The 22,322-nt window shown below is 31.9% G+C and carries 22 protein-coding genes; all 22 read right to left on the reverse strand.

What is annotated here, in order from left to right; translation table 11 throughout:
* Positions 1 to 85 precede the first annotated feature (85 nt).
* Complete coding sequence (locus ACZ5N4_RS19900) at positions 86 to 208, reverse strand: hypothetical protein (RefSeq protein WP_464204243.1); 123 nt, start codon at positions 206 to 208, stop codon at positions 86 to 88.
* Positions 209 to 409: 201 nt separating this feature from the next.
* On the reverse strand, positions 410 to 1,048 hold the full coding sequence (locus tag ACZ5N4_RS19905) for a thiamine diphosphokinase (RefSeq protein ID WP_464204244.1): 639 nt from the start codon (positions 1,046 to 1,048) through the stop codon (positions 410 to 412).
* Between the two features lies 1 nt (position 1,049).
* Positions 1,050 to 1,700 (reverse strand): ribulose-phosphate 3-epimerase, encoded by a 651-nt coding sequence (rpe, locus tag ACZ5N4_RS19910; protein ID WP_464204245.1) that lies wholly within the window; start codon positions 1,698 to 1,700, stop codon positions 1,050 to 1,052.
* Entirely contained in the window at positions 1,694 to 2,563 is an 870-nt protein-coding gene (gene rsgA, locus ACZ5N4_RS19915; protein WP_464204246.1) for a ribosome small subunit-dependent GTPase A, read from the reverse strand. Before rsgA ends, rpe begins: the two co-directional genes overlap by 7 nt.
* A gap of 154 nt (positions 2,564 to 2,717) precedes the next feature.
* Positions 2,718 to 4,607 (reverse strand): Stk1 family PASTA domain-containing Ser/Thr kinase, encoded by a 1,890-nt coding sequence (gene pknB / locus ACZ5N4_RS19920; protein WP_464204247.1) that lies wholly within the window; start codon positions 4,605 to 4,607, stop codon positions 2,718 to 2,720.
* Positions 4,582 to 5,325 carry a Stp1/IreP family PP2C-type Ser/Thr phosphatase gene (locus ACZ5N4_RS19925; protein WP_464204248.1) on the reverse strand — a complete coding sequence of 248 codons (744 nt, stop codon included), beginning with the start codon at positions 5,323 to 5,325 and terminating at the stop codon, positions 4,582 to 4,584. Before ACZ5N4_RS19925 ends, pknB begins: the two co-directional genes overlap by 26 nt.
* A gap of 3 nt (positions 5,326 to 5,328) precedes the next feature.
* On the reverse strand, positions 5,329 to 6,375 hold the full coding sequence (gene rlmN, locus ACZ5N4_RS19930; RefSeq protein WP_464204249.1) for a dual-specificity RNA methyltransferase RlmN: 1,047 nt from the start codon (positions 6,373 to 6,375) through the stop codon (positions 5,329 to 5,331).
* A 9-nt stretch (positions 6,376 to 6,384) separates the two neighbouring features.
* The gene (gene rsmB / locus ACZ5N4_RS19935; RefSeq protein WP_464204250.1) at positions 6,385 to 7,713 is read right to left on the reverse strand and encodes a 16S rRNA (cytosine(967)-C(5))-methyltransferase RsmB; all 1,329 of its coding nucleotides are present in this window, start codon (positions 7,711 to 7,713) and stop codon (positions 6,385 to 6,387) included.
* Positions 7,714 to 7,742: 29 nt separating this feature from the next.
* On the reverse strand, positions 7,743 to 8,420 hold the full coding sequence (locus ACZ5N4_RS19940) for a zinc metallopeptidase (protein WP_464204251.1): 678 nt from the start codon (positions 8,418 to 8,420) through the stop codon (positions 7,743 to 7,745).
* A 31-nt stretch (positions 8,421 to 8,451) separates the two neighbouring features.
* Entirely contained in the window at positions 8,452 to 9,381 is a 930-nt protein-coding gene (gene fmt / locus ACZ5N4_RS19945; RefSeq protein WP_464204252.1) for a methionyl-tRNA formyltransferase, read from the reverse strand.
* A gap of 3 nt (positions 9,382 to 9,384) precedes the next feature.
* A complete protein-coding gene (gene def, locus ACZ5N4_RS19950; RefSeq protein WP_464204253.1) occupies positions 9,385 to 9,840 on the reverse strand; it encodes a peptide deformylase in 456 nt (151 codons plus the stop codon).
* Positions 9,841 to 9,857: 17 nt separating this feature from the next.
* A complete protein-coding gene (gene priA, locus ACZ5N4_RS19955; RefSeq protein WP_464204254.1) occupies positions 9,858 to 12,059 on the reverse strand; it encodes a primosomal protein N' in 2,202 nt (733 codons plus the stop codon).
* Positions 12,060 to 12,344: 285 nt separating this feature from the next.
* The gene (coaBC, locus tag ACZ5N4_RS19960) at positions 12,345 to 13,535 is read right to left on the reverse strand and encodes a bifunctional phosphopantothenoylcysteine decarboxylase/phosphopantothenate--cysteine ligase CoaBC (protein ID WP_464204255.1); all 1,191 of its coding nucleotides are present in this window, start codon (positions 13,533 to 13,535) and stop codon (positions 12,345 to 12,347) included.
* The gene (rpoZ, locus tag ACZ5N4_RS19965; protein WP_211144424.1) at positions 13,535 to 13,753 is read right to left on the reverse strand and encodes a DNA-directed RNA polymerase subunit omega; all 219 of its coding nucleotides are present in this window, start codon (positions 13,751 to 13,753) and stop codon (positions 13,535 to 13,537) included. The genes coaBC and rpoZ overlap by 1 nt, the downstream gene beginning before the upstream one ends.
* Positions 13,734 to 14,357, reverse strand: a complete 624-nt coding sequence (gene gmk, locus ACZ5N4_RS19970) for a guanylate kinase (protein WP_464204256.1) — start codon at positions 14,355 to 14,357, stop codon at positions 13,734 to 13,736. The genes rpoZ and gmk overlap by 20 nt, the downstream gene beginning before the upstream one ends.
* On the reverse strand, positions 14,357 to 14,629 hold the full coding sequence (gene remA / locus ACZ5N4_RS19975) for an extracellular matrix/biofilm regulator RemA (protein ID WP_178908399.1): 273 nt from the start codon (positions 14,627 to 14,629) through the stop codon (positions 14,357 to 14,359). The genes gmk and remA overlap by 1 nt, the downstream gene beginning before the upstream one ends.
* A 17-nt stretch (positions 14,630 to 14,646) precedes the next feature.
* Positions 14,647 to 15,525 (reverse strand): YicC/YloC family endoribonuclease, encoded by an 879-nt coding sequence (locus ACZ5N4_RS19980; RefSeq protein WP_464204257.1) that lies wholly within the window; start codon positions 15,523 to 15,525, stop codon positions 14,647 to 14,649.
* Positions 15,526 to 15,716: 191 nt separating this feature from the next.
* Positions 15,717 to 16,706 (reverse strand): asparaginase, encoded by a 990-nt coding sequence (locus ACZ5N4_RS19985; protein ID WP_464204258.1) that lies wholly within the window; start codon positions 16,704 to 16,706, stop codon positions 15,717 to 15,719.
* 301 nt (positions 16,707 to 17,007) lie between these two features.
* Entirely contained in the window at positions 17,008 to 18,486 is a 1,479-nt protein-coding gene (spoIVA, locus tag ACZ5N4_RS19990; protein ID WP_464204260.1) for a stage IV sporulation protein A, read from the reverse strand.
* Between the two features lie 136 nt (positions 18,487 to 18,622).
* Positions 18,623 to 19,621: an NAD(P)H-dependent glycerol-3-phosphate dehydrogenase gene (locus ACZ5N4_RS19995; RefSeq protein ID WP_464204261.1), complete on the reverse strand. Its 999-nt coding sequence runs from the start codon at positions 19,619 to 19,621 to the stop codon at positions 18,623 to 18,625.
* A gap of 2 nt (positions 19,622 to 19,623) precedes the next feature.
* Entirely contained in the window at positions 19,624 to 20,940 is a 1,317-nt protein-coding gene (gene der / locus ACZ5N4_RS20000; protein ID WP_464204262.1) for a ribosome biogenesis GTPase Der, read from the reverse strand.
* Positions 20,941 to 20,943: 3 nt separating this feature from the next.
* Entirely contained in the window at positions 20,944 to 22,278 is a 1,335-nt protein-coding gene (locus ACZ5N4_RS20005; RefSeq protein WP_464204263.1) for a DUF512 domain-containing protein, read from the reverse strand.
* Between the last annotated feature and the right edge of the window lie 44 nt (positions 22,279 to 22,322).

Genomic DNA, 22,322 nt, shown 5'->3' on the forward strand with positions numbered 1-22,322 from the left:
ATTATTTCTTTCTTTTAAAAAATTTTATAATGGCCGATAAAAACCCCGGGAGTTTGATAGTAATTATTTTCATAAGATATACCTCCTACCTATTATTTTCCATCAAGTACCATCCACAATAAATCAATGCCCCACCTACAGCTATTATCCATCCCCATACTGGGATAATAAAAGTTATTACTATTCCAATTCCAATTGATGCGATCATTAGCCCCACTTTTTTTCTTTTCTTTTTATGGAAGATTTTTCTCGACATATTATTATCCCTTAAAATTGCTCTATAATATTATATGCATTAACTCTCTTTACTGTTACATAATTTTAGTAATTTTTAATGTTAAAATAACAAAAGCAGCTGATGGTTATTATCAGCTACTTCTTAACATAACATTGATATGTATTTATTTCATTAATCTTTACTATAAAATATAAGAATAGTTCCTTTTTCAAAAGAAATTTCAACTTCATTATCTAAAAATTGGTTAGAAATAGTACGAGAATCTCCTAACCCTAGGTTATAATCTACAAGTTTATACTTTGCACCTCTTATATTTAGATTTTTCACACACTCACAATATGCCTGAAGAGAAAAATCAGATCCTTTTTCCCCTTTTATTTTTATCGATTTGTTTGATATAGTAATTGTGTTATGCTCATCCTTTATATATCCTTTGACATTTAGCTCCAAACACTTCAGAAGTATTCCTATATTACCCATCATATGATCTATTCTTGTACCTGTACATCCTAGAAGTACAATTTCAGTTACTCCTAATTTTATAGCTTTACTAAAAATAAATTCTGTATCTGTAAAGTCTTTATCTTCTGGAACTCTTTCTACTTTACACTCTTTATGTTTTGAAAAAAAGTCTAAAGCATCTTTGTCTATGGAATCAAAATCTCCCATAAGGTAGTTAGGTACTATTTGATGTTTATATAAAAAGTTCCCTCCACTATCAGCACAAATTAAGTAATCACTATCTTCCAGTTCTTTATTTATTAGCTCATAAGATGGAGGAGTGCCTCCAGACATCAAGACTGCTTTCATTTTAAAATTCCCCTTTTAAATCCTTTATGTTCTCTTCTATTCTTCCATCTTTAAATACTGCTGAACCGGCAACAACTACATTTGCCCCACAATCTACAACTTCTTTTATATTATCTTTTCCTATTCCTCCGTCTACTTGGATCATAAGATTCTTATTATACTTATTACTCAATTCTTTAACTTCTTTAATTTTTTCTGAACAATAATTTATGTATTTCTGTCCACCAAATCCTGGGTTTACCGACATTATTAACACCATATCTAAAATAGGAATTAAATGTTTTATGCTTTCTACAGGAGTTGCAGGATTTAAAGCTACTGCTGCCTTAACACCAAAACCTTTTATATAGTTTATAGTTCTATCTATATGTCTATCTGCTTCATAATGTACTGTAATGATATCTGCGCCGGCCTTTACAAAATCCTCTACATATCTTGCTGGCTCTTCAATCATCAAATGTACATCAAAAGTGAGATTTGTGATTTTTCTTATACTTTTCATTATAGGTATTCCAAAGGATATATTAGGTACAAACATTCCATCCATTACATCTATATGAATGAAATCTGCACCGTACTTTTCTAGGCTTTTAATATCTTCTCCTAATTTAGAAAAATCTGCTGATAATATTGAAGGGGCTATCTTTACCATTGCTTATTCCTCCTGCTCATTATTTCCTCTAGCGTTTTTATGTAAAATTCATATCTTTTGTTATTTATAATACCATTGGTAACAGCTTCTTTTACAGCACACCCTGGCTCCTTAAAATGAATACATCCTGTAAACTTACAACAACCTATATAATCGGTAAATTCCGGAAAACAATCTTGCACTTTTTCCTTCGATAGAAAATCTAAATCCAAAGAAGAAAATCCAGGAGTGTCTACAATAAAGCCCTCACCTATATCTATGAGTTCACTATGTCTTGTTGTATGTTTACCTCTGCGAAGCTTTTCACTTATTTCTCCTGTTTCCATAAGTTCTCTTCCTGCTATTGTATTTAAAATAGTTGATTTACCTACACCGGAGGGTCCACATAATACTGTTACATTATCTTTTAACTTTTCTTTCACTGTTTCAATACCATATCCCTCTTTTGCCTTTAAGAAAATGGTTTCATAACCTGCGCTTTTTATCATATCTACTATTTCATTTCTCTCTTCTTCAGATATTAAATCTAACTTGTTAAAACATACTATTACTTTTAAATTATTGTACTCACAATTTATTAAAAACTTATTTAGTAAGTCTTCATTTATTTCAGGATTTTTTAAAGCAAATACAACTAAAGCCTGGGTGACATTTGCTACTGCTGGTCTAATCAGTTCGTTATCTCTAGGATAAATTTTATCTATAACGCCTTTTCCGTCTTTAATAGTAATTTCTACTTTATCTCCAACCATAGGAGTAAGTTCATTATGTCTAAACTTACCTCTTGCTTTACATTCAACTATTCCTTCACTTACCTTTATATAATAAAATCCACCTATTCCTTTTACTATAGTTCCTTGCATAAATCCTCCTATTATTAATTTTAGTAAAGAATGAAGAATTAATAATCTTTGTTGACTTTCTTTTGCTAATGATACTGAAATAAAATTAATTCTTCACTCTTAACTCTCAATTTAAATTTAATATAAATAAGCTTCTCCGTAGAACCATATTTTATTATGGATTTTGTTTGCCACTGCCAGATGTATTTGTACCTGTGTTATTACCTTGATTAGTTCCTCCATTGGTTGAGCCTCCACCAGTGTTTGAACCTCCTCCAGTGTTAGATCCTCCACCTGGCTGAGTTCCTCCAGGCGTTGAGCCTCCACCCTGGTCAGTTCCTCCACCATTCGAACCTCCACCTTGGTCAGTCCCTCCATTAGGCTGCTTTGGCTCTGGTTCTTTATATTTATAATAAGTTAAAGTTATAGTTGTTCCTTCTTTAACTGATCCTGAAGCACTTTGCTCTATTACCTTACCATCTTGAGATTTATCATTAGTTTCTACTGGACTCTTTGAAACCTTAAGACCGGAATTAGTTATCATGGCCGCTGCATCATCTACTGATTTTCCCACTACATCAGGTACGTTAACATATTTAATTTTAGGTCCGCTACTTATTATTAAATTTATGCTAGTATCAGGGCTTGTATTGGAATCTGCTTCTGGATCCTGACTTATAACGGAATTCTTAGGAACAGTATCACTATATTGATAATTTACTTTACCTAATTTTAATCCACTATTGATTATAATATCCTTAGCTGCAGCTAAGTCTATTCCTTTTAGATCTGGTACTCTTAACTTATCCTGTCCTCCACTTATGCTAACTCTAACTTCAGAATTTACTTTTACCTTTGTACCTTCAGTAGGATAAACTCTAAGCACAGTTCCTTCCGGCTTATCACTCTTTTCTTTTCCAATTGATACAAACTTTAGCTTTTTCTCTTCTACAAGTTTTTTAGCATCATCTTGATTCATTCCAACTATATTAGGCACAGTAGTATCTCCAGATGCATTTGTTATCTTACCAAATGCATAAAATCCTGATACAGCTCCTATAACTACTACAAGTATTGCAATAGCAATTCCAATTAGTGTCTTTCTTTTTTTAGCTCCGATTACATTTCTACGTTGTACTGGTTCATCATCATATTCTTCATTATTTTTGTAGTTATCATTTACTACTATAGGATCCATCACTCTTGTCATATCGTTGTCTAAGGCATTGGATGCAATATTAAAACTTTGATTATTTTCTATTTTCTTTAAATCGCCAAGCATATCTTTTATATTTTGATATCTTCTTATAGGCTCTTTTTCCACACACTTTAAAATAAGCTTATTTAAACTTTCTGGTATTTTTTCATTCAATTGCTTTGGCGGCACTACAGGTTCTTGTATATGCTTTAAAGCAACAGATACCGGACTTTCTGCGTCATAAGGCACTCTTCCAGTAACCATTTCGTAAATTACTATTCCAAGAGAATATATATCTGTTCTGCAGTCTACATAACTTCCTCTTGCCTGCTCAGGTGAAAAGTAATGGGCTGATCCCATTACCTTGCTGGAATTAGTTATTGTAACTGAATTTGATGCTTTTGCAATACCAAAATCCGTTACCTTAACTACTCCCTCCTCAGTAACAAGAATATTATGAGGCTTTATATCTCTATGTACTATATTGTTTCTATGAGCACACTCAAGAGCCTTTCCTATCTGAGAGGCAATATTGATAGCTCTGGGTGTATTTAATTTGCCCTCTTCACGTATTATCTCCTTTAGAGTCTTGCCTTTAACATATTCCATTACTATATAATTAATATCTTCTTGAGTACCGACATCATAAATATTGACAATATTGTTATCTGAAAGGCTTGCAACAGCAGTAGCTTCTCTTTTAAATTTTTCAACAAACTCTTTATCGCTAGAATATTCATCTTTCAAAACTTTTACAGCAACGAAGCGGTTTAACAAGTGGCATTTTGCTTTGTAAACTATAGCCATTCCGCCTTCTCCGACTTTTTCTAACAACTCATACCTATTCCCTAGCATAGTTCCTATCATCTTCACACTCTCCTTCAAATACGATAACTGATATATTATCTCTTCCACCTTTCAGCTTACTAAGTTCAATTAACTGTATACAAGCATCCTCATTATTATTATTAAATATTATATCATACATTTCACTATTGTTAACTCCATTAGATAAACCGTCGCTACACAAAATTACTTTCAGCACATCTGCTAAGTCTATGTTAAATGTATCTATTTCCACAGATACATTTGTGCCTAGTGCCCTTGTTATTATATTTTTATTAGGATGGCTTACGGCTTCCTCTTCAGTAATACTTCCTTCATCAAGTAACTGCTGAACTAATGAATGGTCTTTTGTTATTTTACTTATACCATTATGTTTCATTATATAGCAGCAGCTGTCTCCAACATTAGCTACAACCATTTCCTTACCTTTTACTAAACAAGCCGTTATAGTTGTCCCCATTCCAACTAAACCATCGTTACTTTTTGACAGCTCAAAAATTTGTTTATTTGCCATCTTTATACTTTCTATTAGAATACTTTCCATATCATCTAGATTACTTAAAGATTTTATATAAGATATAGTAGCATCCACAGCTACCTTACTCGCGACCTCTCCTGCATTATGTCCGCCCATTCCATCAGCAACAATGTAGATACCAAAATTCTCATCTTTGTAATACCCTACTGAATCTTCATTTATCTTTCTAACGTTACCTATATCGGATAGCATCCCCACCATTTTCTACACTCCTTTTAAATCATTTTTAGATTCAAGATAACTTCTTCTTAGTTGACCACAAGCAGCATTAATATCAGATCCCATTTCCCTTCTAATAGTAGTTTCTATTCCATGGCTTGATAACATTTCATAAAAATCTTTTACGTTATTTGAAGAAGATTTTTTAAATTCTCTTTCTTTTACCTCATTGACAGGTATTAAGTTCACGTGGCATAATATTCCTTTTAGGAGTTGAATCAGTTGAAATCCGCACTCTCTAGTGTCGTTAACTCCGTTAACAAGGGCATACTCAAAAGTTATTCTTCTGTTAGTTTTACTAATATAATATTTACAAGCTTTTATTACTTCATCAATAGAATACTTATGTGCTACAGGCATCATCGTCTTTCTCAATTCATCGCTTGGTGCATGAAGAGATATAGCAAGAGTAATTTGCATATTTTTATCTGCCAATTCTATGATTTTAGGTACTATTCCACAGGTAGAAAGAGTTATATGTCTCTGTCCTATATTCAGCCCACATTCAGCATTTACAGAATTCAAAAATTCCATTACATTATCATAGTTGTCTAATGGTTCTCCACTTCCCATAAGTACTATATTTGATATTCTCTCACCTATTTGCTCCTGCGACTTTAACACTTGTGCTAAAATCTCGCCACTGCTTAGGTTTCTAACTATGCCTTCTAATGTTGAAGCACAAAATTTACATCCCATTCTGCACCCTATTTGAGTAGAAACACATATAGAATTACCATGTTTATACTTCATTACTACTGATTCAATTATATTCCCATCTTTGTATTTATAAAGAAATTTAAAAGTATCATCAAGCTTTGATTTATACATATGAACTACTTCAGGTATTTCTATATAAAAGGAATTCTTTAATTTTTCTCTAGTATTTTTAGGAATGTTAGTCATTTGGTCAAAATCCCATATATTTTTATATATCCAGTCAAATATCTGTTTAGCTCTAAATTCACTCTCTTTATTTTCTTTCATCCATTGTTTTAATTTTTCAAGATTAAAATCAAGAATATTATACATATATTACACCTACCTACGTCTTATCATTTTGGCAATGAAAAATCCATCCATATGCTTATCAGGCAGGATAGTCATGTATCCTTCTTTATGATAAATGATATTATCTGACTCTCCATAGTAAAGAGGTTCTAAACTAAATTCACTATGTCTTTTGATAAACCATCTTATATTTTCTTCATTTTCTTCTTTATTTAGAGTACAAGTAGAATAAATAAGCTTTCCTCCTGGCTTAACATACTTACAAGCATTTGTCATAATCTGCCTTTGAATTTCAATGAGTTCTTTCATAGCATTAGTGTTCTTATTCCATTTAATTTCAGGCTTTTTCCTTATTATTCCAAGTCCTGAGCAAGGAACATCTATAAGTACTCTATCTGCTTTCTCCTTATATGTTGTATCATATTTTGTGGCATCTAAAACATTACATTTAATGTTCCTTATTCCAAGTCGCTCAGCGTTTTCTTTAATCATTGGCAATTTACTCAAATGAATATCAAAAGCAAATACGTCTCCAGTATTGTTCATGATCTCAGCAATATGACATGTTTTACCTCCTGGTGCACTACATAAATCTAAAACAGTCATACCCTCTTCTAGATCCATAGAAGGTGCAACTAACATTGCACTCTCATCTTGAACGGTTATTAACCCATTTTTAAACAATGGATTATCTTCCACATTTCTTCCTTTAGTTATTATAATAGCTTCTGGACATATTTTCCCCTCTTCAATATCGTACCCGTTATCTTCTAAAAGCTTCCATGCATCTTCATACTCTGTTTTTAAATTGTTAACCCTTACTGTGATTGCAGGAATCATATTCAAACCATTTAGTATTCTTTCTGCATCTTCTATGCCATACTGACTTATAAATAAATTTACTATCCATTTTGGAAATGAATATTTAAAACTTAGTTGTTCTGTATTGTTTTTTTCATTACAGTAATTTATATCCTTTTTCCTCAAGTAATTTCTTAACACACCGTTAACAAGCCTAGAACCTTTAATTGAATTTCTTTTTGCTAGTTCTACTGCCTCATTAACTACAGCGAATTCAGGAATTTTGTCTAGATATATCATCTGGTAAAGGGATATTCTAAGAATGTTTAGAATATCTCCGTCCATCTTTTCTAAGTCACTTTTTATATAATAATTCAATATAACATCAATAGTATACTTATACTTTAATGTTCCATATACTATCTCCGTAGCTAATGCTCTATCTTTATCATTTAAGTTTGATTTATTTAATTCTCTGCCTAATACAATATTAGAAAATGCACCTTTTTGCAGCACTTCACCTAATACCTTTACTGCTGTTCTTCTAGCGTTATCCATTATTTTACCTCTACTTCAAATTAATCTATTTAATCATCTCTTCTACTAATAACTATTAACCTCAACAGATTTGCTATAGCTGTTAATGCAGCAGCTACATATGTCATTGCCGCAGCACTTAATACTGATTTAGCCATTGATAGTTCCTCTGAGTACAATATTCCTTTCGCATCTAAAATCTTAAGTGCTCTACTTGATGCATTAAACTCCACTGGCAGCGTTATAATTTGAAAAATAACTACCGCTGAAAATAGAAGTATTCCTATATTCACCAATCCTTTTAATCCAAAGACCAAACCTGCAGCAAATAATATCCATGAAATGCTAGAGCCAAAGTTTGCTACAGGTACTATAGAATTTCTTATAATTAAAGGTGCATAATTCTTACTGTGTTGAATTGCATGACCTGTTTCATGTGCAGCAACACCTATAGCTGCTACAGAATTGCCATAAAAAACTTCTTGTGATAATCTCATGACTCTTTTTGTAGGATCATAGTGATCTGTAAGCTTACCTGGAATCACCTCTACAGGAACATTATATAATCCATTGCTATCTAAAAGAATTCTTGCAACTTGAGCCCCGCTATATCCATTGCGACTTCCATGTCTTGAATACTTTTCGAAAGTAGACGAAACCTTAAATTGAGCATAGGCCGCTATAATTAATGCAGGGATTAATATAATAAAGCTGCTATCAAAATACATAATTACTCCTCCATCCTCTACCTAACTTTAACTATTTAAGTATAATGCCGTTCTTTAATTCATGACCCTTTATATATTCTCCTACCTTCATACTCTTTCCACCTGGAAATTGTACTTCTTGAATTAACAAGGTACCCTTTCCACAAGCTACCTTTATTCCATCTTTCGAAACATCAATAACGTATCCTGGCTCCTGATCACACTCTTCATTTAATACCATAGCTTTAAAAATTTTCATATTTTGCTTATCATACTGAGTATATGCAATAGGCCAAGGATTTAAACCTCTTATCATATTTTTTATCTCATGGCTACTTAAATTCCAATTAATTTTTGACACATTTTTGTCCAACATACTTGCATATGCTGTAGGTGTTTCTCCTTGTTTTTCTCTAGTTATACTTCCATCAATTAGCCCTTTTAGAGTTCTTACAAGTAGTTCGCCTCCGTCTTCCATCATAATGTCATGAAGTTCTCCGGCAGTCATATCATCAGTTATTTCAACTTTGCTTTTCAGAAGCATATCTCCAGTGTCTAAGCCTACATCCATAAACATAGTTGTATTTCCGCTTTCTTTTTCTCCATTTATTATAGCCCAATGTATTGGTGCTGCCCCTCTGTATTTTGGTAGAAGTGACCCATGAAGATTAATACATCCATACTTTGGTATATCTAATACTTCCTTTGTAAGTATCTGCCCGTAAGCTACTACTACAATAAAGTCCGGTTTCATATCCTTTAATTTTTGTAAAGTCTCTGTGTCATTCTTTAGCTTTTCAGGCTGAAACACAGGTATGTTATTCTCTAATGCCACTTCTTTCACTGGTGACATAGCTAACCTATTTCCTCTCCCTTTTGGCCTATCAGGTTGAGTGAAAACAGCCTTTACTCCGAACTCTTCTATAAGTTTTTTAAGCGAAGGTACTGCAAAATCTGGAGTACCCATAAAAACTATATCCATATACTATTCTCTCCCTTCGCTATCTATAGTTTTATCAACGAATAATATACCGTCTAGATGGTCAATTTCATGACATAATGCTCTAGCAAGCAATCCTTCTCCCTCTACTGTAATCTCCTGACCCTTTTCATTTAAAGCTTTTACCGTTACTCTATTAGGCCTTTCTACCTCTCCTTGTTCACCAGGAACACTCAAACATCCCTCAACATCTAACTGACTTCCTTCTCTAGATATAATTTCAGGATTTATAAGTTTTATTATTCCTTCGCCTACATCTACTACTATAACTCTCTTAAGTATTCCAACTTGAGGTGCTGCAAGGCCTACACCTTGGGCTTCATACATTGTTTCTTCCATATCTTTAATTAAAGTTATAATCCTATCGTTTATAACTTCTACTTCTCTACTTTTCTTTCTAAGTATTTCATCACCATATTTTCTTATGTTTCTTAAACCCATCTATTTCCCTCCATAATCTATAATAAATTGCTTGGATTTACGTCAATGCTTACTCTTATATCATTATAAACATCTTTTAATAAATCATAAACTATTTTCCTTACATTTTCTCCAAATTCTCTTGTTATTTTACCCTTTAATATAATTTGCCATCTATAAAGCTCTTTTATTTTTGAAATTTGACAGGGACATGGCCCCAGCATTTTAATTGTATCATTTTTTTCTAACATATTTTTTAAATAAATACCAACATTTTGTATACTTTTTATTAAAATATTTTCATTTTTACTACTCATATTAATAAGCAGCAAATCTGAAAAAGGTGGATAATCCATAGTATATCTTATATCTATTTCTTCCTTATAGAAATTGTCATAATCACTGCTGCAGGCATATTTAACACTATAATTCTCAGGATTATAGGTCTGAACTACAACCTTACCTGCTTTTTCCCCTCTACCTGCTCTTCCAGATACTTGAGTTATAAGTTGAAATGTTCTTTCAGTAGAACGAAAATCTGGAAGATTTAATGATAAATCTGCAGCAATTACTCCAACTAAAGTTACATTCTTAAAATCAAGACCTTTCGCTACCATTTGTGTACCAATTAGTATATCTGCCTCACCATTTTTAAATGTCTCGTATATCTCTTCGTAGGAATTCTTACCTCTTGTTGTATCAAAGTCCATTCTTAAAGTTTTAGCACTTGGAAATATCTTATTTATTTCCTGCTCTATTTTTTCCGTCCCTATGCCGAAATATTTAACATATTTACTTCCACATTTCGGACAGGTGTTAGGTATATAGTGCTTACTTCCACAGTAATGACATACTAATTTTCTTCCGTCGCTATGATAGGTAAGAGATATGTCACAATTGTTGCATTTAAACACAAAACCACATTTTCTACAGGAAACAAAAGTTGAATGCCCTCTTCTATTTAAAAACAGAATTATTTGTTCTTTTTTATCTAATCTATCCTCAATGCCCTTATGCAAACTTTTACTAAAAATAGACTTATTATTGCTTAAGAGCTCTTCTCTCATATCTATAATTTCCACCTCTGGCATAATAGCTCCATCAGCTCTATTTTTTATAGATATTAATTTAAATTTATCTTTCTTACATTTATAATAAGTTTCAATAGATGGCGTAGCTGAACCTAAAACTAATTTACAATTTTCTATACTGCATTTAAGCTCGCCTATCTCTCTAGCATTATACTTTGGATTACTATCGGATTTATAACTTCCTTCATGCTCTTCATCTATTACAATAAGACCTAAATTTTTAAAGGGAAGAAAAATAGCAGATCTAGCTCCTATTGCTACCTTTACTTTTCCCATTTTTACGCGAAGCCACTCATCATACCTCTCGCCATCAGATAGCTTGCTGTGAAACACACTTATGTCTCCTCCAAATCGTCCCTTAAATCTTTCTACCATTTGAGGTGTGAGCGCAATTTCAGGCACCAAAATTATGGATTCTTTATCTTTTTTAATCATTTCACTTACTAAATGCATATAAATTTCTGTTTTTCCACTACCAGTTACCCCATGTATAAGATATGTTCTCCTATCGGATTCTAATATTTCATCTACAGCTTTTTGCTGTTCTTCATTTAACACTTTTTTTGAATATATGTCGTATTGCCTTGTATTATATCTATTAACTATTTGCTCCTGACTTGTAAGAAATCCATACTTCAACATAGTATTTATTGAGGATAGTGATAGGTTAAATTCTTTACCTAATGAAGTCTTTGTGTACATACCACTATTCTGTTCAACAGTTTTATATATTCCTATGTATGGCTCTTTTTCATATTTTCCTTCTAATGCTTTGCCTAAGTATACTAATGTTTCACTCTTATTCTTCATTCCTTTAAAGATACCTGTTGGTATAAAAACCTTTATACATTCTAGATAAGTACAAAGATATTTTTCTCGCATCTCATTTATAATGATTAAATCTTTCTCAGTAAACAGTGGGAACTCTTCACATAGGCATTGAATCTCTTTCATATTTCCTTTGCTGTCACAATCCTCATACAGTCCAACTATAAACCCATCTATTTTTTTATTTCCCATTCCAAAGGGCACCTTTACTCTGAACCCTATACTTAACTTACCAATTAGATTTTCTGGTATTCTATATGTAAAAACCTTATCTACCTGTATAGAAGTATTGTTAACTATAATTCCTGCATACCTATACACTTAATCACCCTTTATTGTTAAGTTTTGTTTTTTGTTTAAGGAAACTCCTGCTCCTTATTCCGCATGAGTAAGCGATCATCTTAAAATCAGCACTCTGTGTAAGTGACTATCACCAAATCAGCACTCTGTGTAAGTGATCATCTCAAAATCATAGATTTTGGATGCCTACTTAAGATTTGGGATATTTACTTAAGATTTTAGATGTCTGCTTAAGTTCAATAATATACTAAATAAGAGAGGCATTTTCTTACGAAAAATCGCAAGCTTCAGCCCCTCTTTCAAAAATTACTTTTCATTTATTAAATCAAATAATTTCCTTGCTACCTGTCTTTTAGACATTTTTTCTAAAGGAATAGTTCTTCCATCACGGTTAAGTATTGTTACCTTATTGTCGTCTGAAGCAAACCCCGTGTCTGAGGCTGTAATGTCATTTGCTACAATGTAATCAAGATTTTTATTTTTTAGTTTTTTTTCAGCATTTTGCAATAAATCATTACTTTCAGCTGCAAATCCTACAAGTATTTGATGCTTTTTTAATTCTCCTAACTTTTTAAGTATATCACTGTCTTTCATTAGGGTTAGCTCAAATTCATCTGCAGCTTTCTTTATCTTTTTATCAGAATACTGCTTAGGTTTATAATCAGCAACTGCAGCAGCTTTAATTATGATATCTTGATCATTAAATTTTTCCAATACATTATCAAGCATCTCTGCATTAGTTTTTACATTAATTAATTTAACTCCAAAAGGAGCTTTAAGAGATGTTGCCCCTGATACTAAAGTTACATCTGCACCTCTATCCCTTGCTTCTTCTGCTATAGCATATCCCATTTTCCCTGAAGATCTATTGGTTATATATCTAACAGGATCAATACTTGCTATAGTTGGACCTGCAGTTACTAGAACTTTTTTGCCTGACAAATCCTTTTTATCATAAAGCATACTATCAATATATTCTGCTATTATTTCTGTATCAGCTAGCTTACCTTCACCTTCATCTCCACAAGCTAATCTTCCACTAGTAGGTTTAATAAACTTATAACCATAGTTTTGAAGTTTGCTTATGTTGTCCTGTACAATAGGGTTGCTATACATATTTGTATTCATTGCAGCAGCAAAAATTACAGGTGCTTTAGTTGCCATAATGGTAGTTGATAAAAGATCATCTGCTATACCATTCGCAACCTTACCTATAATATTTGCTGTAGCAGGAATTACTGCAATCAAGTCAGCTTTCTTTGCAAGAGATATGTGCTGAATTTCCCATGCTCTTGGCTCGCAAAACATATCATAGTTTACGATGTTTTGACTTAAAGTCTGAAAACTTAATGGATTTACAAACTTTGTAGCTGAATCTGTCATTATCACATGTACTTCGTAATTTTTCTTTTTTAATTTACTTATTACATCTAATGCCTTATATACAGCAATGCCACCTGTTACCCCTATAACTACTGTTTTTTTATCTTGAGCCATTATTTTATACCTTCTCTAATTGTCTCGTATGTTATTGCTCCTTGGTTTATTTCATTAATTGATATAGTAACAGGTTTTGTTGAATTAGTTCTTACTAAAGGTTCCTCACCTTGAATTAACTGTCTTGCTCTTTTAGCTGTCATAGTAACTAATGTATATCTATTGTCAACCTTTTTTAATAATTCCACTATTGATGGATTAATCATAGAGTTGTTCATGAATAATTCCCTCCTTTGAGTCTAATATCTTGTCTTTAACTCTATCAACTCTGCATCTTTCAGCAACAATTATGCTATGTATTTTTTTTACTGCCTCTTCAACAGTATCATTAACAACGGCATAATTGTATTTAGAAACGTAATTTATTTCTTTATATGCAGATTTAAATCTAGTCATAAGAGATTCAGGTGTTTCAGATCCCCTATTTATTATTCTGTTCTTAAGTTCTTCCATTGAAGGAGGAAGTATAAATATAAATACTCCTTCTGGATAGCTTTCTTTTACTTTTAAAGCTCCTTGAATATCTATTTCCAATATTACATCTCTACCATTTTCAATAGCTTTTAAAGCATTTGACTTTGGTGTTCCATAATAATTGCCATAAACTTCAGCATATTCTAAAAAATCATCGTAATCTATTCTTTTCTTAAATTCCTCTTTAGTTAAAAAGTAATAATTGGTACCATCTACTTCTCCCGATCTAGGCTGTCTTGTAGTAGCTGAAACTGAAATCCAAAAATCATTTTCTTTCAGTAAAGTCTTGCAAATAGTACCCTTACCAGCGCCAGAAGGGCCGGATATTACGATTAAAAGTCCTTTCATTATTCATCAACCTCATTAGCTTCTTCTTCTTCTTTAGAGGATAATCTGTGTGCCACTGTTTCTGGCTGTACTGCTGAAAGTATAACATGATCGCTATCTGTAATTATTACAGCTCTTGTTCTTCTTCCATAGGTAGCATCTATAAGCATTCCTCTATCTCTCGCTTCTTGAATTATTCTTTTAATTGGGGCAGACTCTGGACTAACTATAGCAACTAGTCTATTTGCTGACACAATATTACCAAACCCTATGTTTATTAATTTTATACTCATACATTTCCTCCTAATTGTTATTCAATGTTTTGAATTTGTTCTCTAATTTTTTCTATCTCATTTTTTATATTTAAAACAGAGTTAGTTATTTCTAAATCATTTGCCTTTGAACCAATAGTATTGGTTTCCCTGTTCATTTCTTGTAATATAAAATCAAGCTTTCTTCCTATAGGTTCATCTAAATTAAAAGTCTCTCTTAGTTGTACTAAATGACTATTTAGTCTAACAATTTCTTCATCAATGCATGCTTTATCACCAAATATAGCAACTTCCATAGCTATTCTGTTTTCATCTACTTGATAATCTTGAAGCAATTCCTTTAGTCTCTCATTAAGCTTTTCCTTATATTCACATACTACAAAGGGAGACCTTTTCTCTATTTTATCCAAAGAATGTTTAATATAGTCACATTTTGATAGTATATCTTTTTTAAGTTTCAATCCTTCTTTTTCTCTCATTTCTACTAATAAATTTATAGCTTCTTTAAGAGGATTAGAAAGAATTTTCCATATACTTTCCACATCTTCTTCTTCCTGCTTTAATATTATTACATCTGGGAATTTAGCAATAAGAGATATAGATAGTCCTTCCTTTATATCATACTTATCTTTTATTTTTTTTAAGCACTCAACATAACTGTCAGCTAAATTTTCATCAAGAACTGCTTTTACACCAAGCTTTTCCTGTTTGTTTTGAGTAATAAAAACGTCAACTTTTCCTCTGCTTATTTTCTCTAAAACTGTTTTTCTAATTCTATCTTCAAAGGATAGAAAACTTTTAGGCATTTTTATATTTAAATCACAATATCTATGATTTACGCTTTTTATTTCTACTATAAAGCTGCGCCCATCTTGTTCTACACTTCCCCTTCCAAAGCCGGTCATACTTTTTATCATTATATTTCATCCTTCCGTCTTTCCTTGCTAATTCATACTAATTATACATAAATATTAATAATAATTGCAAGATAAATTTATATTTCATCAAATTTCATATATATTATTATTAAATTTAGCAAATTATGTAGTTTAACTCCCCTATTTATTAAAAAAGATTATATCACAAAATGTTTACTATAAATATATACTTATATATTATACAATCCCTTTTCAAAAATTTCTTTAATCTCTTCTTTATTGCTTGTCATTCCTAGAGCAAGCATTAACTTAATTCTAGCCTTCTGGCCTGGAAGATTATCTCCAAATATTACGCCAAGATTTCTTAATTCTTTTCCTCCACCAGTATATCCATAAGTGTCTAGAACCCTTCCTTCAAAACACCTTGAAACTAATACCACTATTACTCCTTTATTCAAAGCCCTTTTAATTCCATCTACCATCTTAGGTGGTATGTTACCTCTTCCCATTCCTTCAATTACAATACCTTTGTCTCCCTGATCAATACAAAAATCTATAAATCTTGAATCCATTCCTGAAACACACTTTATAAGACTGACCTTAGATTCAACTATATCAGTATCTATATGATGTCTTGTTAAATTATCTCTATAAAAAATAACTTGATTGTTATCTACTATTCCTAAAGGTCCAAAACCTGGGCTTTTAAAAGCACTTAAACTCATAGAATTAGCCTTAGTTACCTCTGAGGCTGAATTCAGCTCTCCATTCATACACACTAAGACTCCTTTTCCACGAGCTTCTTCTGAAATCGCAGTACATGTTGCTGCTGATAAATTTGATGGACCATCATATCCAAGTTCTGAACTACTTCTCATAGCACCTGTAACTACAACCGGTTTATCACTTTGTATTGTTAAGTCTAGAAGATAGGCAGTTTCCTCTAATGAATCTGTGCCATGGGTTACTACTACACCATCTATATCTTCTCTATCTAATAAATCCTTTACATATTTTGATAATTTCATCATATCATTAGGAGTTACAAATGGACTTGGTACATTAGAAAAATTATATGACTCTATATATGCATATTTTTCAATACCTGTTACCATAGCAACTATCTCTTCCCCACTAAGGCTTGGTACTGCTGCTTGAACTCTTGGATCTACCTTCATTGATATCGTCCCACCATTAAAAACTATAGCAACTTTTTTCATGAAAAATTCCTCCTTAAAATCTCTTATCTTTCTATTATAATCTAATAGCAAGCATTTTTCATGATTTTTATTATAATTTATCAATTTTGTTTAGATTTACTCTATTAATTGATATAATATTAATTCTGCAATATTAATTTTCTTATAAATAGAAAATATATAAAATTTTTTTAATAAAGTGGATATTATATAGTATGTATTTTAATCATACTTTTACCTTATATAGCTTTAAATATAATGAGCTACTATCTATAAAGCCTGCGAACTTTAAAGTTCACAGGCTTTATAGATTATATTTAAATTATAATATAATACAGATCAAGCCTCCATTACCTTCGTTAATTATCTTTTGAAGAGTTCTCTGTATTTTTACCTGTACATCCTCAGGCATCTTGTATAACTTATTTTGCAACCCTTCTTTAACAAGTATCTCCAAAGACTTACCAAACATGTTACTCTGCCATATCTTAGAAGGATCATTTTCAAACTGTTCTAGTAGAGACTTAACCATCTCTTCACTTTCTCTTTCTGTTCCCATTATAGGTGAAACTTCAGTTTCTATATCTGCCCTTATAAAATGAAGAGAAGGAGCACTTGCTTTTAATTTTATACCTGTTCTATTCCCTTGCTTAACTATTTCAGGCTCTTCTAGCTTCATTTCAGTAAGCTGAGGTGCTACTAAACCATACCCAGTTTCTCTTACATCCCTTAAAGCTTCTGCTACCTTATCGTATTCAACCTTTGCTCTATGCATTTGTTTAACTGCCTCAAGTAAATCGCTTTCTCCACCTAGTTCACTTCCACAAACTTCACTTAATATTCTATAGAACATATCTTCTTTTGGTTTTAAATTTATCCTTGCAGTACCTTCTCCCATATTAATTTCCTTAATGTTAGACATTCCTAAAAATTCAACATCAGCAAATCCTTCTAATGATTTACCTATATCTCTAACTTTAAATATGTTTTTACACATATCTTTTACTAAATCTATAAAGTCTATCTTTAGCCAGTGTGACGCTTCTAATCTTTCTATCCACTCAGGCATATCAATATTTATCTCTTTTATAGGGAATTCTTTAAGTACTCTTTGGAACACATTAGTTATATCATCCTCTTTCATATTAAGTACGTCCATCGTTTGAACAGGAACATCATATTTTTCCTCAAGTTCTCTTTTTAGATTCATAGTTTCTTCATTATGAGGCTGTCCAGAGTTTAACACTATTATAAAAGGTTTATTTATTGCTTTTAACTCATTTACAACTCTTTCTTCGGCCTCCACGTATTCATCTCTACCTATGTCAGTAATTGAACCATCTGTAGTTACTACTAAACCTATTGTTGAATGTTCATTTATAACCTTCTTTGTCCCAATTTCTGCCGCTTCTTCAAAAGGTATTTCATAGTCATACCAAGGTGTAGTTACCATTTTAGCGTTTTCGCCTTCCATATAGCCTAATGCATCTTTAACAATGTAACCTACACAATCTACCATTCTTACCTTAAATTTAGTATTCTCATTCAGACTTATTTCTATAGCCTCATTAGGTACAAATTTAGGCTCTGTTGTATGAATAGATTTCCCTGACGCACTTTGTGGTAGCTCATCTTTTGCTCTTTGTTTCTTATAGTTATTTTCAATATTAGGTATTACCATAAGCTCCATAAATCTCTTTATAAAAGTAGATTTTCCCGTTCTTACAGGACCTACCACCCCAACATAAATGTCACCTTGAGTTCTTTCTGCAATATCTTTGTATATATCAAAGTTCTCCAAAATATTCCCCCCAGTAATCTAATATTAACAGTATATATATATTTGATATTGACAGACAATATTACTAAAATAAAATAAAAATTTAAAAGAACCTTTGATAACACTCTTAGAGTGACTAATCAAAGATTCTTTATCATTAGTATACTTCGTATTTTTTATCTCTTGTCATAAGCTCATGGACTCCATACTTTGGATCTTTACCTTCAAATAATACTTTATACAAAGCATCAGTAATAGGCATTGAAACTTTCAACTTTTCTTTTAACTCATAAAAAGCTTTACAAGCTTTTATACCTTCTACTACCATTCCAATTTCTTCCGTGGCTTCCATAGCGGTGGCCCCTCTACCAATTAATATTCCCGCTCTTCTATTTCTACTATGCATACTAGTACAAGTAACAATTAAGTCTCCCATACCAGTAAGTCCGGCGAAGGTCTCTTTCTTGCCACCGAGTTTTGTCCCTATTCTTATTATTTCACTCATTCCTCTTGTCATAAGAGCAGCCTTTGTATTATCTCCATATCCAATACCATCTGACACTCCCGCAGCAAGAGCAATAATATTTTTAACTGCCCCTCCTATTTCTACTCCTGTTATGTCTTCGTTAGCATAAACTCTGAATTTATTTGTCATAAATAAATCCTGAACTTTTTCTGCATATTCCATATTCTCTGAAGTTACTACAACAGTAGTTGGTATATCCTGCGCAACTTCTTCTGCGTGACTTGGACCTGATAGAATAACTATGGGGTTTTTAGGCAATTCTTCTTTAATAACTTGCGAAAGTCTTTTTTCACTTTCTTCTTCTATTCCTTTGGCTATGTTTACTATTATCTGATTGTTTGTTATAAACTTTTCAGCCTGCCTACACACCTCTCTTATGGCATGTGATGGAACAGACAGCACAATATAATCGCTGTCTGTAATGGCATCACCCATATTTTCAAAGGCCTCTACTCCAAAAGGAATTACTGTACCGTGTAAATATTTTATATTTTCTCTTTTTGCATTAATATCATTTATTACATCTTTTTTTCTATCCCAAATTTTAACCTGAATTCCTTTCTTAGCGAGCATTACAGCTAGAGCTGTTCCAAAGCTCCCCCCACCTAAAAAAGTAACTCCTGAACCCATAACTATTCCTTCCTTTCTCTGAATTCCAACTTTATACCTGTTCCTGTAAACTCAAAGTTTTGTCTTAATTGATTTTCTAAATATCTTTCATAAGAAAAATGAATACAAGACTGATCATTTACAAAGAACACAAAAGTAGGCGGTTTTACACCAGTCTGAGTTACATAGTAAATTTTAAGTCTTTTAGTTCCCATAATCGGTGGTTCTTTCATCATTACTGCTTTGCTTATTACATCATTTAACACACCTGTTTTTATTCTTTTTGTATAGCTTTCATAACATTCTTTAACAGTTTCAAGTACCTTATGTACTCTCTGACCTGTAAGTGCAGATATAAATAAATATGTTGCATAAGACATAAAAGATAGATTTGTTTTAATCATATTTTTAAATTCGTTCATTGTATTAGTATCTTTTTCTATAAGATCCCATTTGTTCACAATTACCATTATAGCCTTATTCATCTCATGTGCATATCCTATAATTTTCTCGTCCTGCTCAGTTATTCCTTGTGTAGCATCAAGCATTAAAATACATACATCTGCTCTTTCAATAGCTGTATAAGTTCTTATAACACTATACCTTTCTATTTCTTCTTTAACCTTGCTTTTTCTTCTAAGACCAGCTGTATCTACAAGTATAAACTTTCCTTCTTCTGTTTCTAGGTAACTATCAATAGCATCTCTAGTAGTTCCAGGGATATCACTTACAATAACTCTTTCTTCTCCTAAAAGTTTATTTATAAGTGATGATTTTCCAACATTAGGCTTTCCTACAAAAGCTATTCTTACATATTCATCTTCTTCCTCTTCTAGTGAAGCATCATCAAAATTCTCAACTACTCTATCCAACATATCACCAAGTCCTAATCCTTGTGATGCAGATATAGTTATTGGTTCTCCTATTCCTAGATTATAAAATTCATATGCATTATCTTCTTCTTTTAGACTATCTACTTTATTTACAACAAGTACTATTGGTTTTTTACTTTTTCTCAGCATTTGTGCTACTTCTCTATCTGCTGCTGTAAGCCCTTCTTTACCATCTACTATAAACACTATTACATCTGCAGTTTCTATAGCTATTTGTGCTTGCCTGCGCATTTGTGATATTATAATATCGCTGCTTTCTGGCTCTATACCACCGGTATCGATAATTGTAAAACTGTGCCTAAGCCATTCAGCTTGAGCATATACTCTATCCCTTGTTACTCCTGGAGTATCCTCTACTATAGATATTCTATGACCTGCCAATTTATTAAATAATGTAGATTTTCCTACATTAGGCCTTCCTACTATTGCTACTATTGGTTTTCCCATTTTTTATACCTCCTCATGGTGTTTATTTATTATGCTTATTAAATCTTCTCCAGTATAATCACATACTAATATTTCTCTATTTAAAGCTTTTCCTAAACCTTCAACAGTAATGTCATCTAAAAATATTTTTTCTGTATCTGCAGCTAATTCATATCCTTTTCTCAGCATGCAATCTGGAATTATAATATGTTTTCCTATCTCTTTATTTTTCAACTGTTCAATTATATCACTACCTGTTATAAGTCCTGCCACAGTTATAGTTTCACCAAAAAAATTATTAATTATCTTTATAACATCTATTTTTATCTTAGAATTAGCTTTCATTATAATGTCTGCAGCATTTACAATTTCATTGTAGGCAAGTTCTCCTGTCACCATTGTAAATGATCCTTTTATGTTCTCTTTTAAATCTGAAACAGAATCTTCAATATTGTTTCTGAGAAGTCTTATTACTCCTACGCCATCCTCTAGCTGCTTAAAGCCATTATAAAAATCTGTAGATGGAATTTCTCTTTGTGCCACGACATAAAACTCATCAGACATTCTTACAAAAGGACTTCCTATTTCTTTTATATATTTTTGCTGCAGTTTTGCTACTATATCTAATTGTCTTTCAGCAGTTTCTTTGCTATATAAATCTAGCTTATGCAGTCCCTCTCTAAATTTGGTTACACCAACAGGTACTACAGCTAAATTTTCTACAGTAGGATATAATTTATATAAATCTTCAATAGTTTTTTCTAATTCAATTCCGTCATTTATTCCTGGACATAAAACAATCTGACAATTTATTTCTATGCCTGCACTAGTCATTCTCTTTAGTCTATCATATACATTTCCAGCAAATCTGTTATTAAGCATCTTAATTCTAAGTTCTGGATTAGTAGTGTGAACTGAAACATTTATAGGACTTATTCTATATTTTATTATCCTATCAATATCATCTTCACTCATATTAGTCAGAGTTACAAAATTTCCTTGAAGAAATGCAAGTCTTGAATCATCATCCTTAAAATAAAGTGTCTCCCTCATACCTTTAGGCAGCTGATCGATAAAGCAGAAAATACATTTATTATGACAACTCTGTGGCTTATCTAATATAGCATCTTTAAATTGTACACCTAAATCTTCATCATATTCTTTTTCTATTTCAAGCTCCCAAATTTCCCCATTTTTCTTTTGTATTTCAACTGTAACATATTCATCACAAATTAAATATTTATAATCAATAATATCTTTAACTGGCTCACCATTGATACTTATCAAACAGTCTCCAATTTCTATTTCCATCTCTTCAGCAATACTTCCCGGCTTTATTACTGCAATTTCATTTTTCATATATTCAACCCCTTTAATAATAAGCAGTAACCAGTGGACAAATT

The organism is Clostridium nitrophenolicum, assembly GCF_055391695.1.

Coding starts and splice junctions, on each gene's coding strand:
- rpoZ (WP_211144424.1), bottom strand. CDS start 13,753: ATGAACAACTCTATGATTAATCCATCAATAGTGGAATTATTAAAAAAG.
- coaBC (WP_464204255.1), bottom strand. CDS start 13,535: ATGGCTCAAGATAAAAAAACAGTAGTTATAGGGGTAACAGGTGGCATT.
- fmt (WP_464204252.1), bottom strand. CDS start 9,381: ATGGATATAGTTTTTATGGGTACTCCAGATTTTGCAGTACCTTCGCTT.
- pknB (WP_464204247.1), bottom strand. CDS start 4,607: ATGATAGGAACTATGCTAGGGAATAGGTATGAGTTGTTAGAAAAAGTC.
- def (WP_464204253.1), bottom strand. CDS start 9,840: ATGGGTTTAAGAAACATAAGAAAATATGGTGATGAAATACTTAGAAAG.
- gmk (WP_464204256.1), bottom strand. CDS start 14,357: ATGAAAGGACTTTTAATCGTAATATCCGGCCCTTCTGGCGCTGGTAAG.
- ACZ5N4_RS19900 (WP_464204243.1), bottom strand. CDS start 208: ATGATCGCATCAATTGGAATTGGAATAGTAATAACTTTTATTATCCCA.
- ACZ5N4_RS19940 (WP_464204251.1), bottom strand. CDS start 8,420: ATGTATTTTGATAGCAGCTTTATTATATTAATCCCTGCATTAATTATA.
- remA (WP_178908399.1), bottom strand. CDS start 14,629: ATGAGTATAAAATTAATAAACATAGGGTTTGGTAATATTGTGTCAGCA.
- ACZ5N4_RS19925 (WP_464204248.1), bottom strand. CDS start 5,325: ATGGTGGGGATGCTATCCGATATAGGTAACGTTAGAAAGATAAATGAA.
- rpe (WP_464204245.1), bottom strand. CDS start 1,700: ATGGTAAAGATAGCCCCTTCAATATTATCAGCAGATTTTTCTAAATTA.
- ACZ5N4_RS19905 (WP_464204244.1), bottom strand. CDS start 1,048: ATGAAAGCAGTCTTGATGTCTGGAGGCACTCCTCCATCTTATGAGCTA.
- der (WP_464204262.1), bottom strand. CDS start 20,940: ATGGGAAAACCAATAGTAGCAATAGTAGGAAGGCCTAATGTAGGAAAA.
- rsgA (WP_464204246.1), bottom strand. CDS start 2,563: ATGCAAGGAACTATAGTAAAAGGAATAGGTGGATTTTATTATATAAAG.
- ACZ5N4_RS19980 (WP_464204257.1), bottom strand. CDS start 15,525: ATGATAAAAAGTATGACCGGCTTTGGAAGGGGAAGTGTAGAACAAGAT.
- rsmB (WP_464204250.1), bottom strand. CDS start 7,713: ATGGATAACGCTAGAAGAACAGCAGTAAAGGTATTAGGTGAAGTGCTG.
- rlmN (WP_464204249.1), bottom strand. CDS start 6,375: ATGTATAATATTCTTGATTTTAATCTTGAAAAATTAAAACAATGGATG.
- ACZ5N4_RS19995 (WP_464204261.1), bottom strand. CDS start 19,621: ATGGGTTCAGGAGTTACTTTTTTAGGTGGGGGGAGCTTTGGAACAGCT.
- ACZ5N4_RS19985 (WP_464204258.1), bottom strand. CDS start 16,706: ATGAAAAAAGTTGCTATAGTTTTTAATGGTGGGACGATATCAATGAAG.
- ACZ5N4_RS20005 (WP_464204263.1), bottom strand. CDS start 22,278: ATGAAAAATGAAATTGCAGTAATAAAGCCGGGAAGTATTGCTGAAGAG.